The 18,956-nt window shown below is 61.4% G+C and carries 8 protein-coding genes; all 8 read left to right on the top strand.

Annotated features, from left to right (window positions below; all coding sequences use genetic code 11):
* The 8 genes from KI612_RS17810 to KI612_RS17845 all read left to right on the top strand — a co-directional run bounded on the left by KI612_RS17810 (window position 1) and on the right by KI612_RS17845 (window position 18,853).
* The gene (locus KI612_RS17810; protein WP_226441396.1) at window positions 1-3,654 is read left to right on the top strand and encodes a translocation/assembly module TamB domain-containing protein; all 3,654 of its coding nucleotides are present in this window, start codon (window positions 1-3) and stop codon (window positions 3,652-3,654) included.
* A 354-nt stretch (window positions 3,655-4,008) separates the two neighbouring features.
* The gene (locus tag KI612_RS17815) at window positions 4,009-5,673 is read left to right on the top strand and encodes a ShlB/FhaC/HecB family hemolysin secretion/activation protein (RefSeq protein ID WP_226441397.1); all 1,665 of its coding nucleotides are present in this window, start codon (window positions 4,009-4,011) and stop codon (window positions 5,671-5,673) included.
* Window positions 5,674-5,681: 8 nt separating this feature from the next.
* Entirely contained in the window at window positions 5,682-6,485 is an 804-nt protein-coding gene (locus KI612_RS17820) for a peptidylprolyl isomerase (RefSeq protein ID WP_226441398.1), read from the top strand.
* A 144-nt stretch (window positions 6,486-6,629) separates the two neighbouring features.
* Window positions 6,630-12,197, top strand: coding sequence for a two-partner secretion domain-containing protein (locus KI612_RS17825; RefSeq protein ID WP_226441399.1), 5,568 nt, complete (start codon window positions 6,630-6,632; stop codon window positions 12,195-12,197).
* The gene (locus KI612_RS17830; protein ID WP_226441400.1) at window positions 12,194-13,015 is read left to right on the top strand and encodes a pentapeptide repeat-containing protein; all 822 of its coding nucleotides are present in this window, start codon (window positions 12,194-12,196) and stop codon (window positions 13,013-13,015) included. Before KI612_RS17825 ends, KI612_RS17830 begins: the two co-directional genes overlap by 4 nt.
* 122 nt (window positions 13,016-13,137) lie before the next feature.
* A complete protein-coding gene (locus KI612_RS17835) occupies window positions 13,138-18,345 on the top strand; it encodes a two-partner secretion domain-containing protein (protein ID WP_226441401.1) in 5,208 nt (1,735 codons plus the stop codon).
* Complete coding sequence (locus tag KI612_RS17840) at window positions 18,342-18,599, top strand: hypothetical protein (RefSeq protein WP_226441402.1); 258 nt, start codon at window positions 18,342-18,344, stop codon at window positions 18,597-18,599. The genes KI612_RS17835 and KI612_RS17840 overlap by 4 nt, the downstream gene beginning before the upstream one ends.
* 107 nt (window positions 18,600-18,706) lie before the next feature.
* Entirely contained in the window at window positions 18,707-18,853 is a 147-nt protein-coding gene (locus KI612_RS17845; RefSeq protein ID WP_226441403.1) for a hypothetical protein, read from the top strand.
* Window positions 18,854-18,956: the final 103 nt, after the last annotated feature.

Raw genomic sequence — 18,956 nt, forward strand, 5'->3', positions numbered from 1 at the left:
ATGATGCTGCTGCCCAAATCCCGCAAGCTGATCGCCACCCTCGCCACGTTGGGTGCACTGTGCGGCGGCGCGGCCTGGCTGACCGGCAGCGAAAGCGGCCTGCAGACGCTGAGCGAACTGGCAAGCGACGCCAGCGGCGGTCAATTGCACATCGAACAGGCCAGCGGCCGCCTGCTCGGCCCGCTCACGCTAGCCCAGGTGCGCTGGAGCAGCCCCGACCTGCAAGTCGACATCGACGGCCTGCACCTGGACTGGTCGCCGGCCGAGTTGCTGCACGGCCATCTGCGGATCGGCGAATTGCGCATCGAACGCCTGCACATCACCAGCGCCGCGAGCAGCACGCCGCCGACGCTGCCGACCGACCTCAGCCTGCCGCTATCGGTCGACCTCGAAAAAACAGCGATTTCCCGCCTCGAATACGGCAACCTGCTGTTGGTGCGCGACCTTGCCGGGCACCTGCACAGCGACGGACGCAAGCACGCCCTCGACGACCTGTGCGCCACGCTCGGCGACGCGACCCTGAGCGGCCACGCCCGGCTCGCCGGCACAGCGCCCTTCGCGCTCGAAGCCAGCGCCGCGATCACCGGCCAGCTCGACAAACACGCCCTGGCGCTCAGCCTGCAAGCAAGCGGTCAATTGGAAAAAATCGCCCTCGCCGCCGTTGCCGAAAGCGGCATCAGCGGCCGTGCCGACGCCGTGCTGACGCCCTTCGCCAAAACCGCCTTCGCCAGCGCCCAAATCGCCATCGACGACTTCGACCCGGCCGCCTGGCAGGCCGGCGCGCCGAGCGCCCGCTTTGCCCTGCGCGCCGATCTCAAGCCGGACGCGGCCGGCATTGGCGGCCGCTTCTCGCTCGCCAACCGCATTCCCGGCCCGCTCGACCGGCAGCGCCTGCCGCTCGAACGGCTAGCCGGTCGACTCGTCTGGCAGGACGAAATTGCCCGCCTCGACGCCCTGCACGCGACGCTGCCCGGCCAGGGCGAGTTGAACGGCAGCGGCCGCTGGCAGGCCGGCACCTTGCACCTCGAGTTGCAGGCGAGCCGCCTCGACGCGGCGCAACTGGTCGCCGCCCTGCGGGCTACGCAACTGAACGGCCCGATTTCAGCCAATCTCGACGCCAACCGGCAAAGCCTGCAGCTCGACCTCAAGGACACGCGCTTCGCGCTGCGCGCCACGGCCAGCCAGGCGGCCGGCGAAATCGACCTGGCCAGCCTCGAACTGAGCAGCGGCCCGGCCCGCCTCAAGGCACGCGGCAAGCTGGCGCTGGGCAAGGACATGGCCTTCGGCGGCGATGGCGAACTTGAACAGTTCGACCCGAGCCGCTTCGCGCAAGTCACGCCGGCGCGCATCAACGCGCGCTTTGCGGCGAGCGGCAAGCTGCAGCCGCGGCCGCAGGTGGACGGCCATTTCGAACTCCGGGATTCACTGTGGGCCGGCCAGCCGCTGACCGGCCAGGGCCAGCTGAAAATAGACTGGCCGCAGATACCGCTGGCGGAAATTCACCTCCAGGCCGGCGTCAACCGTCTGGACACGCATGGCGCCTTCGGTCGCCCCGGCGACCGTCTGCAGGTCGAACTCGACGCGCCGCAACTCGCCCCCTACGGCATCGACGGCGGCGCCAGCGGCCACTTCGAACTGGCCGGCACGCCACAGCAACTGCAACTCGCCGCCCGCCTGCAAGCCGCCCGCCTCGGCCTGCCCGGCCGCGTCCGGGTCAGCGGTCTCAAACTCGATGCCACGGCCGGCGGCACCGCCAATGTCCCGCTCAAGCTCGACCTCGCCGCCGCCACGCTGGAAACGCCGGAGCGCCCCGCCCTGCTCCGCCAGTTGCGCCTCCAGATCAACGGCAACCGGCTGGCGCACCGCCTGAGCGCCAGCGCCGACCTCGCCGGCAAGAACCACCTGCTGCTCGAACTCGCCGGCGGCCTGCCCGAAACCAAAGACGCCCTGACCTGGCGCGGCCAGCTCGAACAGGCCAGCGTGCTCGCCGCCGACCCGGCGCGCAATGTCCGCCTCGTCGCACCGGCGCCGCTGCAACTCGCTGCCGAGCGCTGGCATCTCGGCCCGGCCAGGCTGGCCGGCGAACCGCTCGACTGGCAGGCGACACTGGACGTCGGCGCCGATCAGAAACAACTGGCCGCCAGCCTGCAGGCGCGCGGCTCGCGCGTCGGCCGGATCGACGCCCAATTGAACGCCGGCATGCAGGGCGCCTGGGCGCTCAACCGGCAGGCCGCCTGGCAGGGCAAACTGAACAGCGAAATCGCCGACCTCGCCTGGCTGGGTGAACTGATCGGCGAGCAATGGCGCACCGCCGGGCGCTTCAACGGCGAACTCAAGCTCGCCGGCACGCCCGACAAACCCGTCGCCAGCGGCCGTTTCCGCGGCAGCGAGCTGGCCCTGCGCCTGCCCGAACAAGGCCTCAACCTGAATCGCGGCGAGCTGGCCGTCGATCTCGACAACAACCTGCTGCGCGTCGGCAAGCTCGGCTTCGACAGCGTGCTGCAGGCAGCACCGCGCGCCCTGCAACTCTCCGGGCGCGGCGACCTGGCGGCGCTGACCGCGAAACCCGGCCGCCTCGAAATCACCGGCGAAATGCAGGTCGACCGTCCGGCCGGCGCCGAGCACGCCTTCCTCGACGTGCATCTCGACCGCCTCGGCGCCTGGCAGTTGCCCGACCAGTGGGTCAGCGTTTCCGGCAGCGGCCGCCTGAGCTGGCAGGACGGCACGCTGGGTGCCAAAGGCAAGCTCGCGGTCGACGCCGGCTACTGGCAACTGGCACGCAGCGGCGCGCCGCGCCTCTCCGACGATGTCGTCGTGCGCCGTGCCGGCCAGGAAAAAGCCAACACCAGCCTGCGCCCAAAACTCGATCTCGATGTCAGCACCGAGCTCGGCGACAACTTCCTGTTCTCCGGCGCCGGCCTCAACACGCGGCTGTCCGGCGACATCCGCCTGCGCGCCAGCGGCCGCGACCTGCCGCGCGCCAGCGGCACGATCCGCACGCGCGCCGGGCGCTTTGAAGCCTACGGCCAGCAACTCGCCATCGAGCGCGGCATCCTGACCTTCCAGGGCCTGCCCGACAATCCGGCGCTCGACGTGCGTGCCGTCCGCCAGGGCCTGTCCGTCGAGCCCGGCGTGCATATCACCGGCACGGCACAGCGCCCGGTCATCAAGCTGATCTCCGACCCCGAACTGCCGGACAGCGAAAAGCTCGCCTGGCTGGTCCTCGGCCACGGCCCGGAACAGATGGGCGCCGGCGACGCGACGGTGCTGCTCTCGGCGGCCGGCGGCCTGCTCGGCAACGACGCGGGCAATGTCGTGCAGCAATTGAAGAAGAATTTCGGTTTCGATGAACTCGGCGTGCGCACCGGCCAGATCGGCGACAACGGCAGCCGCCAGCAGATCAGCCGCGTCGCCGCCGGCACCTTCGACAGCACGGCCAGCACCGGCGCGCAGATTTTCAGCGTCGGCAAACGCCTGTCATCGAACGCCATGCTCTCCTACGAACAGGCACTGGGCAAGGCGGAAAGCGTCGTCAAACTGACCATCAGCCTGAGCCGGCAAATCTCGGTAATCGGCCGCGCCGGCAGCGACAACGCGGTCGACCTGTTCTACACGCTGACTTTCGGGCGCCCGGACAAAGCGGGCCCGCCCTAGGCGAAACTTACTTGCACAGCTTGGCGCTGTACTCGAGCTTGCCGATGAAGGTACTGTCGCGGCTGCTGTACTGATACTGGACGTCGTACAGGTTGATCAACTGCCGCTGCTGCGGATTGGTGCACCAGCTCGCCAGTTGCTTCGGATGCTACCTCTCGTCCGCTCAAGAGCCTTGCCAGGAAATAGAAGCTCTACTGTTTATGAAGCCCCGCACCAGGCACAAGGCAGAGAACACTTCTACCCCATTGGAAATATGCCAAATAATTGATTTCACAATGGATGAAGCATACAATCCGGTCCCATTCGACATTACAAAATCAAGTTTCGAGCGAACCCACTTGGAAGCAGGGGAATATGCAATTCAGGAATATCAGGAACGACCGGCTATTGTCGGCCGTTCTCATGATCGTGTGGAGCCTTGGCGCACACGGTCAGGCACTCAGAGATGAAGCTCGCCATTTAAGGGACGACGAGAAGCAACGGCAAAGGGATGAAGCGCTCGACAAACCCGCCCCGCCTATCGCCGGGCAGGCCAAGGACAGCGCGGAACTTGACGTTGCGCCCGACGCATTGGCAGAAACCGGGACGACATTCCAGATCAACGAGATTGCCATCGAAGGCGATACCGTTCTGGGTGACAGGATTCGACAACAAGTCGTCACGCCCTTCCTGGGTCTGGCGTTGGGTCAGCATCGTATCGACCTGCTGTTGCGCCGCCTGACGGCGGCATACCTTGATCGGGGTTATCCCACGACGCGCGCCTATCTCGCCCCACAAAACTTGGCCTCCGGTCGCCTGGTCATCTCCGTCGTTCCGGGGACAGTTGAGCGCATCGAGGTGGATGGCGCACCAATCAAAGGCCTCGCGGGTAGCGCATTCCCCTCTGGTGCAGGGGAAGCGTTACGGCTGAGCGACCTCGAACAGGCGGTCGACCAGATCAATCGCTTGCGTTCTCGCCAAGCCGAAGCGCGGATATTGCCCGGTCAGGCCCCGGGCGCTTCGACCATTGCCATCGACAGCCACGCTGAACGCCCGTGGCGTGTCGGCCTTGGCGCAGACAACTATGGGCAACGCGCCACCGGCGATCAGCGCCAGCGGCTTAGCGTCGAAGTGGATAACCTGCTCGGCGCCTGGGAAGCCCTGTCATTACAGCAACTGTATTCTCTCCACAGCCAGACCACCTTGTTCTCGTTAAGCGTCCCCCTGGGTTATGGGACCGTGAGCTACAGTTGGGCGGATTCAGAAAGCAGCGTAATGGTGACCGATACCATCAAGAGCCAGACGCAGGCCCAAAGTCACACGCTCGGCTGGAATTATGTGCTGACCCGGGACCAGATTTCGCGCTGGTCAATCGACGGCACCTTCTCGCATCGTACGGCGCAGCGCCGGCTCGATACCATTTCACTGCTGCCGCAGTACAACGCAAGCGGGCGCCTAGCGCTGAGCGGATTGCTGCGCGGACAGAAAGGTGCGCTGACCCTCGAAGTCGGTTATTCGCAGGGATTGCGTGCCTTTGGCGCGGACGGTGATGTCGACGGTTTGCCCAAGACGGCCCCGCATAACGAGTTCGAGAAATGGGATTTCGCCATCAGTGGGGCATGGACCCTGAGCCCGAGTCTGGCCTGGCGCACATCCATCGTTGGGCAGACTTCGCGGACCGGCCTTCCCGGTCACGAACAGCTATTTCTCGGTGGTAACGGAACCATCCGCGGATTTCGTGAAGGCATCATCGGTGCCGACAAGGGCGTCTATGTCCGTAACGAACTCCAATTCACCCGACTGCTCGACCAGGCAGCCAATGAGGCCGGCTGGCAATTTCAGCCCCTGGCCTTTCTTGACGCATCGTCTTCCCGGCTTCTTGCGGACACGACGTATCGACGCCTGACTTCTGTTGGGCTTGGGGTGCGGGCATCCTGGAAGGACATCAGTGCAGACGTTGCCTGGGGCAAGCCCCTGGACGCTTCTTCCGGTGTCGACAAAAGCGGCTGGGTGCATGCCGCAATCAATATTCAATTCTGAAAGCTGACATGAAACTCCATCGTTTGTTGTTGCCCCTGTGCGCCCTGTCTTTCTCCCTTCAGGTCTATGCCGCCGATGAACTGCGCGTCAATGGCGTGCTGATTCCGAATGCCCGTATCGAAGCGGCCATGCAGGCTGCGCTGGCCACCGGTGCCGCCGATACGCCGCCGCTGCGGATCGCGGTCCGTACCCAACTGACCACCCAGGAAGTGCTGCGCCAGGCCGCGCTCAAGAAGGGCTTCGACAAGGATCCCGCAGTGATCGCCTTGCGCGATGACACCATGATCCGGCGCTACCTGGCGGAAACGGTACGTCCGGCACCAATCCCGGAGGCGGAAATACAACAACGCTACTCGGGCATCATCGCCAGCCTTGGCGAAAAGGAATTCAAGTTCAGCCTGATTGCCGTCGATTCTGCGGACAAGGCCCGCGTAATTCTCGACAGCCTGGCCAAGGGTGCCAACTTTGCCGATCTTGCCCGCACGCAAAGCCAGCTTCCCTCTGCCCCACAGGGCGGCGCCCTCGACTGGGTTTCCTTCAAGCTGCCGGCCGTCGAAGGTAAAACCGCCGGTCTGCCGTTAGCTGTTGCACAGGCCATCGCCAGCTTGCCGCCCGGTGGTGTTAGCGCCGAGCCGCTCGTTCTGGATGCTCGCTTCTATCTGCTGCGGATGGATGATGTCCGGCCGACCCGCATACCGACCTATGCCGAGGCTGCGCCGATGTTGCGTCAGGTCCTGGAAGCCCAGGCCCGTGAGCGAGCCAGCGGGGATCTTGTTGCCCGCCTGATCAAAGAAGCCCGTGTAAGCCACTAATCCCCTCATTGAACCCCGAGTCCGCCCATGTCTTCTGCGCCTATTCCCGCCCACCCGGAAACTCCTCTCTGGAAACGCAGCCTGGCCGGGCTCATGACGGCGTGGTGCCTGTTGTCGCCCACCGGCCTGGTCTGGGCCGGACCGGTGGCCGACGCCACCGCCATTGCCTCGCAGCGCCCGACCATCAGCAGCACGGCCGCCGGCACGCCGCTCATCAACATCACGGCACCGAATGCGGCCGGGCTTTCCTACAACCGTTACCAGCGTTTCGACGTCGATTCGACCGGGGCCATTCTCAATAACAGCCTGGTGTCCGGCAGCAACTCGATGGGTATCCAGATTGGTGCCAATTCGAACTTCGCTGGGAAGAGCGCCACGGCCATCATCAACGAAGTCGTCACTGCGCTGCCCTCGCAGTTGTCCGGGCCGCTCGCGATCTTTGGTGACAAGGCGCGCATCATCGTGGTCAATCCCAACGGGATCACCTGCGATGGCTGTTCCTTCATCAATACCAGTGGCGTCACACTCACGACAGGGCAAGTCCAGTTCCTCAATGCGCCGGGGGGAACTGCCACCTCGTTTGACAACGCGACCGCCCTCTCCTTTGTCGTGAATGGTGGTCAGATTCGGGTGACCGGCAATGGCCTTGCCTCGCCACTGGCCCGTCTCGACCTGATCGCCCAGACCCTGAAACTCGAAGGGCCGACCAACGTCGGCAGCGGCAGCTTGAACCTGATCGCCGGCCGCAATACAGTCGATGCCGACACGCTGGCCATCCTGGCCCAAGGCAGCGGCAACGATGCCGCGACCCAGGGCGGCAGGCTGGCCATTGACGCCAGCCTGCTCGGCGCCATGACTGCCGGCAAGATTCTCATCGTGTCGACGGCCGCCGGCCTGGGCGTGCGCAGTGCGACCAACCTGGCGGCCTCGAGCGGTGATCTGCGGATTTCCGCCAATGGCGACCTGAGCCTGGCGCGCGCCGATGCGGCGGGCAACATCAACCTGTCTGCGGTCGGTACGCTTTCCCACACGGGCATTTCCGCCCAGGGCAATGCCGACCTGGCGGCCGCCGTGCTTAATAACCAGAATCAGACCATCGTTGCCCAAGGCAATGTCCGGCTCGTGGCACCGGCGCTGAACAACCTGGGCGGGCAGATTCTGGCGGGCGGAACGCTGAATGTTTCCGCGCCGGGTGGTGACTTCAATCTCTCGGATGGCACCCTCTACGGCACCAAAGGCCTGACGGTGGCCGCCCGCAACCTCAGCAACAGCGGCAACTTCTCGCACAGCCCGTCGGTCACCCTCGTTGCAGACAATTCGGTAAACAACACCGGCAGCTTCCTGGTCGGCGGCGATCTCGACATCACCGCCAGCACCCTGAGCAATGCCGGCACGCTCGGCAGTTTCGGCGCCTTCAAGGCCGCCTTGAGCAATCTGCTCAACCAGGGCACCCTGCAGTCGGATGGCGTACTCGACATCCGTGCCGTCAATCTGGACAACCAGAGTGGTGCGCAGCTCGTTGGTGGCGGCAACAGCCGGATCCTGCTCAGCGGTGCCTTGGCCAATGCCGGTACCCTCGCCAGCACGGGGGCATTGGAAGTTGCCGCCGATTCGCTGAATCACAGCGGGCGCACCGAAGCCCAGGGCGATCTGCAACTGAGCATTGCCGGCGCGGCCAGCAACAGCGGCCAGATGCAAGCCGGCGCCAAGTTCGACGGCAGTTTCGGCAGTCTCATCAACAGCGGCACCCTGCAGGCCGGGACGGATGCAAGTTTCAACCTGGGTGCGGCATCGGACAACACCGGTGGCCAGCTCCTCGCGATCCAAGATCTCAGCCTGACAACGACCCACAGCGGCGACCTCGGCGGCACCATCGGCGCCAACCGTGATGTCACCCTGAATTTCGGCAGCTATACCCACAACGGCGCCACCACCTTCCTGGCCGGCCGTGACCTGACGGTGAATGCCACGAACTTCACCAACAACGCCGTCATGGAGGCCTGGCAGAACCTCAACTTCAATGTCACCGGTACACTCGCCAATAGTGGGCAAATGCTGGCCGGCCAGGACATCACCCTCAAAGCCGGCACGCTGATCAACACCAGCGGCTTTGTTGAAGCCACCCGCGACCTGAACATCGAGGCCGACACGGTCATCAACACCCGGCTGCCGGTGACCACCGAACATACCAACTGGGGCGACAACGCACCGGCGGAATCAGTCAATTGCCGCTCCGATCATGGTTATTGTGAATCCTGGAAGCAGGTTGAAGCCGGACCGGCCGCCGTGCTGTGGGCGGGGCGCAATCTCAATGCCAAGGTCAGCGGCACGCTGACCAACGATGCCTCGCTGATCGCCGCGGTCGGTGATGTCTCGATCACGGCCGACACGTTTAACAATACTGCCCGGACCTTGACCACCACCTGGCACGGCCACTGGAAAGAATGGAAAGGTTCGTTGTGGGGCTACAAGGACCATGACGATTACGGCATCACGGTCACCGGCAATACCTCGGCGGATGTTAACGCTGGAGGCACCCTGACGGTCACGGCACCGAACCAGACCAACACCGGCAACCTGCTCGGCAACACCATCGCACTGGCCGGCACCCACCTGACCAACGGCCTGACCGATCCAAACCTGCAAACGCCGGCATCGACCGTCCCCTCGACCGAGCTGAGCCTGGGCGTGCCCGGCGTCAATGGCAAGAGCGTGCCGGCCAGCGTCAAATTCACCCCGACCGGCACCAGCTACTTCACAACGACCTCGCGCCTGGCCATGCTGGTGCCGGGGCTGGACATCAACAGCCTGTTGCCGGAGAGCCTGCGCAACACCGCCTCGCCCTTCCTGATGGATGCGTGGCTGGAACAACAAGCCATCCGGCAAGCGGCGCTGAGCGAAACCGGTCGGGCGAGCTTCCTCGCCATGAACGACCCGGCCGGCGAACGCGCCGTACTGCTCCAGGCCGGGGCAAGATTCGCCCAGGCCAACGGCATTCATCTGGGCGTTGCCCTGAGCGCAGAACAGGTCGCCAAACTCGACTCGCCGATTCTCTGGTACGTCTCTGAAAACTTCACGGGGCCGGACGGCAAGACCTATAGCGCGCTGGTCCCCAAGGTCTATTTGCCGGATGCGTCACGGATGGCGCTGGCCAATGTGGCCGGCGGCACGATTCAGGGCGGCACCGTCTCGCTGACCGGAGAGACGGTGCGCAACACCGGCTTCATCGTCGCCGACGGCAAGCTCTCGATGACCACCGAGAATCTCACCAATGAAAAGCGCTCGGCCGACCTCAACAACGGCGGCCAGGCGATGCGCCAATACGTCGGCACGCAAGGCTACTGGAAGATCACCGGCACAACCGTCCAGCCCGGCGGTTTCATCTCGGCGGCCGAACTCGATCTGAGCGCCAAGGCGATCAACAGCATCTCCGGTGAATTCATCGAGAAGAACCAGGATATCGGCGTCAAGCTGGCCGCAGCCATGGGCAACGGCTTCACGCTAAAGGAAGCCAAAGACGATATCCACCAGGACTACAAGCAACTGTCGAAGCCGAATGCTTTGGGGCAGGTGGTGGTGCTGGTGATTGTCGTGGTGGTATCGATTTATACCGCCGGCGCTGCTTCTGCCGCGATAGCCTCCGCGGCGCAAAGCTCTGCTCTTGCCTCGGGACTTTCTCTATCGGCTGCAGCCCAGGTTGGTGCTGCAGCGGCGAGTAGCACCATGGCGGTTGCGACTTCCGCTGCCATCGGAGGTATGGCGGGCAGTGCGACTTCCCAACTGCTGACTACAGGCAAGCTCGATGCCGGCCAGATGTTCAAGGCCGGCCTGACCTCTGGATTGACTGCCGGGATTACCAACGGTCTAGGCCTGGACAAACTCGATGGACTCTCAAATACGGCGAGTGGACCAGTAGCCACCGGTGCCAGTGCCACCAATTGGGGAGTGAAAGCCATGGGTTGGGCTGCCCGTGCCGGTGTCTCGGCAGGCGTCTCCACTGCGATCAACGGCGGTAGTTTCAAAACGGCTTTCGTCAATAACTTTGTTGCTAACGGTGCAGCCAGTATTGCCAACACCATCGGGGATCTTAAGCAGGACGGAACAATTAACGAGGTGCAGCGTGTTGCGGCCCATGCCGTACTCGGTTGTGCTGCTCAAGCGGCCAGCGGTGGGCAGTGCGCAGGTGGCGCCATCGGCGCGATGGCCTCATCGATTGCCGGCAACTTCGTGGATGACCCGAAAACACTGTTTGACAAGGCGCTGATCATTGGCGGGCTTTCGGGTCTGGGTGGGCTGGCGGCCATTGCTGCTGGCAAGGATGGTGTCTCTGGGTTTAATGCTGGAAAGAATGAGGTGCAGAACAATCGGTTGTTGCACCCGAAGGAAATCGAAAAAATTAAAGAATTGGCGAAAGCATATGCGGCCAAGTATCAACTTTCTCTTGCGGATGCAGAAGCCCAACTGACTGCACAAGCACTGCGCGATACAGATAAGGAATATCACGATGCGCACGCCCAAGAAAACTTAAATGCAGAAAAATTTTTGCGTTCGAATGCAACGAGTTTTGTTGACGAGCAAGGCCGAAAAATACTCATGTTCGCTAACAGTGGCTACTACAACGACTCAAGCATGTATGCCAACACCCGGCAAACCTATTCCAAGGAATACACGACAGCAGAACAAGTCGGAAAATTTGATCAACTGGATCGTAACAAACAAATCAACCAGGATACAGGCGGTCTATCGAAAATTGGTCCACTGGCAGTTGGTGCGGGGAAGGGAGCCGCTAAAGCGACCTATGAGTTAGTCGCTCCTGCCGGTGACCTCTTGCAAACAGGCAACGCTTTCGTTGGCTCTATTCTGACCGGAAAGCCCCAGGACTTTGACTGTTTAAGCAGTCTTTGCTCGCTGTCGAAGCAAGGAGCGTCTACCGGAGATCTCGTTACTGGAAGCTTCGATTACCTACTGAGGACGCCAGATCGGGCAATTGACGCTTACAACAAAGGTAATTACGACGGAACTGGCAAAGAAGTTGGTTCGCTTTTGCCTGGAATTGTCGTGGCGATTGAAGGGGGGCGCACGGGTTCCAGTGGTCGGACGACTGTTGTCGAGGAACCTCCTCTGACCAGTTCTAAAACGGTTCCCGAAGCGCCGAAAGTCGTCGAGATGCCTTCGCAAACGCCGGTGGTGGTTACGGAGGTGCCAGGACAAAAATCCGCAACCTTCTATGGCGAACCGGTAACCCCTTCTAACCAGTCAGCAGTATTTCATGGTACCAATAAGCAAACGCTGGGTCTGGATGGCATGACGAACATGGAGGCAGCGCAGCATCTGTACGAAAATGGACTCAATGCAAGAGGCACCAATATTGAACTTCAGGACCATGTTGCAGGAGTGCCGGATACGGCTTTCCGGGGCACCACAAACCAACTGAGTTCGCCCAACAAGGATGCTGGTGCTGTCTATTGGGCGGGGGATGATGGACTCGTCATCAAACTCAAGAATGTACCTGGCTATGACATCAACGAATTGCGGAACACCAGTTCGACAGGTGGTGGCCTGAGCGGTTATGTTCAAGGCAAGACAACCAGCGGCGAGTTGGAAATTTCGGTACCCGCCAAGATTGCGCCCGAGAATATCGAGAAGATATACATCAAAACAACAGATCCTGAATCAGGAAGAGTTAGCCTGACCGAGGTGAAAAGACAATGAAGCTTGAGGAACTGAAATCGCGCTGGCAGCAAGATGCGCTGCTAATCGAGGTTCGGGAAGTTTGCCTGACCAAAGTACCCCCCCGGCAAATATCCAGACGAGATTGGTATGAGCAATATTTTCCCAAAGAGGTCCATCCCCACACCAACGAGTATTGCAGAGATTTGAGAGGGATTGATCTGAGCGGCGGCGTCTTCGACAGTGACCACTGGTTTAGTGAGGCCCGCCTTGAGAATTCCAGCTTCAGGAAGGTCCGCATTGTTGAAACACACTTCCAGAACGCGGTATTGGCTTACGCCGATTTCTCCGGTAGTGAAATCACCGGAGGGCAGTTTCTGGTGATTTGTGCTCACCAGGCCAATTTCAGTCACTGTACGATCAACAAAAGCACCTTTGGAGGCTTCAATCCCATGAGGAATGGCCCAGGCCCCTTTGGTTACAGCGACCTGACCTCGTCGTCTTTTGCAGAGAGCACCGTCAGCAAAACCAGCCTGAACAACGTGGATTTCCGGGGGGCTGATTTCCAGGGAGCGGTATTCAGCGACTGCAACTTTACCGGCAGCGATCTGCGAGGTATTCAGCTCGACGAGCGTACACGGTTCATTCGTTGTGATTTCCGATGTGTCCTGTTGGACAATCGTCGGCCATTCAGGGCCATATTCCGGCACGGCCTTACGCCCGTGCTGGAGGATTGCCTGAATCTGGATGCCGTCAACTGGGTTCGGGATGCGAGCTTTCCCGATGATCCGGAATGGTTGCTGGATGCAGGCTTTGTGCTGCCCAAACGGCCGGTAACATTAGGCAATAAGGCACAATAAGGGGCCAGGCTCCAATGGCACTACCTTAGTATTTTGTCATCGAGCAATAAGGGGTCGGCTTGATTTGACTTTCACGCCACCGCTCATCCCAACCCGATTTCAATTTCAGCCCTTTTTTCCGGTTGACCGTAGAAGCCCGGTTTCACGCCATCCAAGGCCCCCGAGTTAGCAACCAAACGCCCATGTCTTCTGCGCCCATTCCCGCCCACCCGGAAACCCCCCTCTGGAAACGCAGCCTGGCCGGGCTCATGACGGCGTGGTGCCTGTTATCCCCAACCGGCCTGGTCTGGGCCGGACCGGTGGCCGACGCCACCGCCATTGCCTCGCAGCGCCCGACCATCAGCAGCACGGCCGCCGGCACGCCGCTCATCAACATCACGGCACCGAATGCGGCCGGGCTTTCCTACAACCGTTACCAGCGTTTCGACGTCGATTCGACCGGGGCCATTCTCAATAACAGCCTGGTGTCCGGCAGCAACTCGATGGGTATCCAGATTGGTGCCAATTCGAACTTCGCTGGGAAGAGCGCCACGGCCATCATCAACGAAGTCGTCACTGCGCTGCCCTCGCAGTTGTCCGGGCCGCTCGCGATCTTTGGTGACAAGGCGCGCATCATCGTGGTCAATCCCAACGGGATCACCTGCGATGGCTGTTCCTTCATCAATACCAGTGGCGTCACACTCACGACAGGGCAAGTCCAGTTCCTCAATGCGCCGGGGGGAACTGCCACCTCGTTTGACAACGCGACCGCCCTCTCCTTTGTCGTGAATGGTGGTCAGATTCGGGTGACCGGCAATGGCCTTGCCTCGCCACTGGCCCGTCTCGACCTGATCGCCCAGACCCTGAAACTCGAAGGGCCGACCAACGTCGGCAGCGGCAGCTTGAACCTGATCGCCGGCCGCAATACAGTCGATGCCGACACGCTGGCCATCCTGGCCCAAGGCAGCGGCAACGATGCCGCGACCCAGGGCGGCAGGCTGGCCATTGACGCCAGCCTGCTCGGCGCCATGACTGCCGGCAAGATTCTCATCGTGTCGACGGCCGCCGGCCTGGGCGTGCGCAGTGCGACCAACCTGGCGGCCTCGAGCGGTGATCTGCGGATTTCCGCCAATGGCGACCTGAGCCTGGCGCGCGCCGATGCGGCGGGCAACATCAACCTGTCTGCGGTCGGTACGCTTTCCCACACGGGCATTTCCGCCCAGGGCAATGCCGACCTGGCGGCCGCCGTGCTTAATAACCAGAATCAGACCATCGTTGCCCAAGGCAATGTCCGGCTCGTGGCACCGGCGCTGAACAACCTGGGCGGGCAGATTCTGGCGGGCGGAACGCTGAATGTTTCCGCGCCGGGTGGTGACTTCAATCTCTCGGATGGCACCCTCTACGGCACCAAAGGCCTGACGGTGGCCGCCCGCAACCTCAGCAACAGCGGCAACTTCTCGCACAGCCCGTCGGTCACCCTCGTTGCAGACAATTCGGTAAACAACACCGGCAGCTTCCTGGTCGGCGGCGATCTCGACATCACCGCCAGCACCCTGAGCAATGCCGGCACGCTCGGCAGTTTCGGCGCCTTCAAGGCCGCCTTGAGCAATCTGCTCAACCAGGGCACCCTGCAGTCGGATGGCGTACTCGACATCCGTGCCGTCAATCTGGACAACCAGAGTGGTGCGCAGCTCGTTGGTGGCGGCAACAGCCGGATCCTGCTCAGCGGTGCCTTGGCCAATGCCGGTACCCTCGCCAGCACGGGGGCATTGGAAGTTGCCGCCGATTCGCTGAATCACAGCGGGCGCACCGAAGCCCAGGGCGATCTGCAACTGAGCATTGCCGGCGCGGCCAGCAACAGCGGCCAGATGCAAGCCGGCGCCAAGTTCGACGGCAGTTTCGGCAGTCTCAGCAACAGCGGCACCCTGCAGGCCGGGACGGATGCCAGCTTCAACCTGGGTGCGGCATCAGACAACACTGGTGGCCAGCTCCTTGCGATCCAAGATCTCAGCCTGACAACGACCCACAGCGGCGACCTCGGCGGCACCATCGGCGCCAACCGTGATGTCACCCTGAATTTCGGCAGCTATACCCACAACGGCGCCACCACCTTCCTGGCCGGCCGTGACCTGACGGTGAATGCCACGAACTTCACCAACAACGCCGTCATGGAGGCCTGGCAGAACCTCAACTTCAATGTCACCGGTACACTCGCCAATAGTGGGCAAATGCTGGCCGGCCAGGACATCACCCTCAAAGCCGGCACGCTGATCAACACCAGCGGCTTTGTTGAAGCCACCCGCGACCTGAACATCGAGGCCGACACGGTCATCAACACCCGGCTGCCGGTGACCACCGAACATACCAACTGGGGCGACAACGCACCGGCGGAATCAGTCAATTGCCGCTCCGATCATGGTTATTGTGAATCCTGGAAGCAGGTTGAAGCCGGACCGGCCGCCGTGCTGTGGGCGGGGCGCAATCTCAATGCCAAGGTCAGCGGCACGCTGACCAACGATGCCTCGCTGATTGCTGCAGTCGGTGATATCTCGATCACGGCCGACACCTTTAACAATACTGCCCGGACCTTGACTACGACCTGGCACGGTCACTGGAAGGAATGGAAAGGCTCGTTGTGGGGCTACGACGACCATGACGATCACGGCATCACGGTTACGGGCAACACCTCGGCGGACGTCAATGCAGGCGGCACCCTGGCGATCAATGCCACGAACCAGACCAACAGCGGCAATCTGCTCGGCAACACCGTCGTGCTGGCCGGTACCCACCTGAGCAACGGCCTGACCGATCCGAAGCTGCAAACGCCGGCATCGACGGTGCCCTCGGCCGAGGTGACTTTGGGTGTACCCGGCGTCAACGGCAAGACCGTTCCGGCCAGCGTGAAATTCAACCCGACCGGCACAAGCTACTTCACAACGACCTCGCGCCTGGCCATGCTGGTGCCGGGGCTGGACATCAACAGCCTGTTGCCGGAGAGCCTGCGCAACACCGCCTCGCCCTTCCTGATGGATGCGTGGCTGGAACAACAAGCCATCCGGCAAGCGGCGCTGAGCGAAACCGGTCGGGCGAGCTTCCTCGCCATGAACGATCCGGCCGCCGAACGCGCCGTACTGCTCCAGGCCGGGGCAAGATTCGCCCAGGCCAACGGCATTCATCTGGGCGTTGCCCTGAGCGCAGAACAGATCGCCAAACTCGACTCGCCGATTCTCTGGTACGTCTCAGAAAACTTCACGGGGCCGGACGGCAAGACCTATAGCGCGCTGGTGCCCAAGGTCTATTTGCCGGACGCGTCACGGATGGCGCTGGCCAATGTGGCCGGCGGCACGATCCAGGGCGGCAACGTCTCGCTGACCGGCGATACGGTGCGCAATACCGGCTTCATCGTCGCCGATGGCAAACTCTCCATCGCCACCGAGAATCTCACCAACGAAAAACGCTCGGCCGACCTCAACAACGGCGGCCAGGCGATGCGCCAATACGTCGGCACGCAAGGCTACTGGAAGATCACCGGCACAACCGTCCAGCCCGGCGGCTTCATCTCGGCGGCCGAACTCGATCTGAGCGCCAAAGCGATCAACAGCGTCTCCGGTGAATTCATCGAGAAGAACCAGGATGTCGGCGTCAAGCTGGCCGCAGCCATGGGCACCGGCTTCACGCTCAAGGAAGCCAAGGACGATATCCACCAGGACTACAAGCAACTGTCGAAGCCGAATGCTTTGGGGCAGGTGGTGGTGCTTGTTATTGCTGTGGTGGTAGCTGTTTATACCGCAGGTGCTGCCTCGGCAGCGATTGCCAGCCAGTTTGGAACTGCGGCAGCGAGTAGCACGCTGGGAGTTGCAACCTCTGCTGCCGTAGGTGGTATGGCAAGTAGTGCGACTTCCCAACTGCTGACTACAGGCAAGCTTGATGCAGGTCAGATATTCAAGGCCGGCCTGACGTCGGGTCTGACAGCGGGGATTCTGAATGCTCCCCTACTCGAAGGTGGAGAGAGCATTAACCAGCTAGCCGGAATCAAAGATGTGGCCGGCACGGGCGCTCGCCTAGCGCACTTTGATCTTGGTACGTTAGGTCAGAACTTGGAAGGCATGGCCTTGCGTAGCCTGGTTACTGCCAGCGTGAAACAGTTAGTAAATGGCAAGGATGCAGGTGGTTTCGCTACTGCTTTCAGAGATAGTTTTGTTAATGATCTTGCGGCGGTTGGGGCTAATGCGATTGGGCAAGGTACGGATGTTCTCTCGCCGTTGAATGTCGGTAGCCACGCCCTGCTGGGCGCTGCGGCGGCCAAACTGCAGGGTAAGGATGCACTGGCCGGTGCCATTGGGGGAGCGGGTGGAGCCATCGTAAATCCGCTGCTCGACCCCTATACGAATTCGCTACAAGGAAGCGATTTGGTTGTGGCGCACCTGGCTACGTCAATGCTGGCTTCCGGTGCGGTCTCCTCTGCCTTGGGCCAGGATGGGGTTACGGCGGCCAATGCCGCCCAAAACGAGACGCTGAATAACTGGCTGTATCCCAAAGAGCAGACACTCAAGTGGCGGGCGGGCAAGGCGTGTGACGCGGGCAACGCTAGCGGCTGCCAGGTTCAAAAGGTCCTTCAGGCACGCGATGCCCAGCGCGAAAACACGCCAGAGGCAAAGTTCACACAGGGCTTCATTAATGCACTGGTTCAGGCGGGCGGCAGCTTCGTGCTCATGCCCGTCGAAATCAGTCAGGCTATTTCCGAAGGGCGCAGCCTGGATGCCATGGCCAATGCATTGAAGGGGCTGTCCAACCTGCCAAGCAGGCTGGCCGACGGGCTAAACTCAAGCGATCCTACGATCCGCGGAGCAGCTGTTGCAGAATCCGTAATGCTAGTGGCAGGCGCCGCATCCATTGCCAAAAATATCGTGTCGAGGGTATCTTCTTCCGGCGCAAAGGGCACAGGAATCCTTGCAGAGGGAGAATTAGCCGCATCAAAGGTTAAGTGGGTTGATGAGAATGCCGGCATGAGCCAAGCCGCACGTGATTACAATGACTCCGCAACAGGAGCACGCTCTAATCCCGTAACCAAAAGTGGTCAGGCGCCGGCTCTTGAACGGACAATGCCTGACGGCACAACACGACAGGTGAAATTCGACGGTGTAGATGGGGACGTGATGGTTGACCGAAAGACTTCGGTCGTTACGACGGAAAAAGCCAAGAATCAAGCACTTCGCCAATCGGAAGTGTTGAGTCAGAATGGGCTCACAGGAAGGTGGGAGGTTTCCTCTGACGCTCAGGCGGCTAGAGCTACCAAAATGTTTAATGATTTAGGAATTAAAAATATTCAAGTTAAGGTGGTAAAACCATGAGTAATGCTATTAGTCGCCACTTAGTTAAGGCCATTGCAGATATGGCAATTTTTCTGGAATTTACAAAAGAAGAATTATTGAACGCAGATACCTCTATAGAGGCGATGGAGCAATTGGCGATGGAGCTACAGCTTATGGAAAATGAAGATCGCTGCAACTTAGCGTTGCAGCTAAAAGATCTAAGTGCAGAGTATGGGGATGCACGTAGGGCGCAGTTCGTAGAGAATTTACCGGAGTCCCTAGGCCTAGAATAGGATTAAACGCCAGGGTCTCCGCACTCGGATTGAATAAAGCGATTCATCACAGGCGCCCTCAAGAACTCGTTTACCGTCAAGATAAAAGGGGCCAGGCTCAATTTAACTTGCTGGGCAAGGCGGAAAGCGTCGTCAAACTGACCATCAGCCTGAGCCGGCAAATCTCGGTAATCGGCCGCGCCGGCAGCGACAATGCGGTCGACCTGTTCTACACGCTGACTTTCGGGCGCCCGGACAAAGCGGGCGCGCCCTGACCCTCAGGCCAAGGCTACTTGCACAGATTGTGCGCGGTACTCGCGCCGCCCCGGCCAAGGTCTTGATGCGTTAGAAGCGCCAGAACGGGGCCTGGTTCGATTT

Source organism: Quatrionicoccus australiensis (assembly GCF_020510525.1).
In the GTDB taxonomy this organism is placed as follows: Bacteria; Pseudomonadota; Gammaproteobacteria; order Burkholderiales; family Rhodocyclaceae; genus Azonexus; species Azonexus australiensis_B.

Excerpts from the sequence above, each read along its gene's own strand:
- KI612_RS17815 (WP_226441397.1), top strand. The coding sequence starts at position 4,009 with ATGCAATTCAGGAATATCAGGAACGACCGGCTATTGTCGGCCGTTCTC.
- KI612_RS17820 (WP_226441398.1), top strand. The coding sequence starts at position 5,682 with ATGAAACTCCATCGTTTGTTGTTGCCCCTGTGCGCCCTGTCTTTCTCC.
- KI612_RS17830 (WP_226441400.1), top strand. The coding sequence starts at position 12,194 with ATGAAGCTTGAGGAACTGAAATCGCGCTGGCAGCAAGATGCGCTGCTA.
- KI612_RS17810 (WP_226441396.1), top strand. The coding sequence starts at position 1 with ATGATGCTGCTGCCCAAATCCCGCAAGCTGATCGCCACCCTCGCCACG.
- KI612_RS17840 (WP_226441402.1), top strand. The coding sequence starts at position 18,342 with ATGAGTAATGCTATTAGTCGCCACTTAGTTAAGGCCATTGCAGATATG.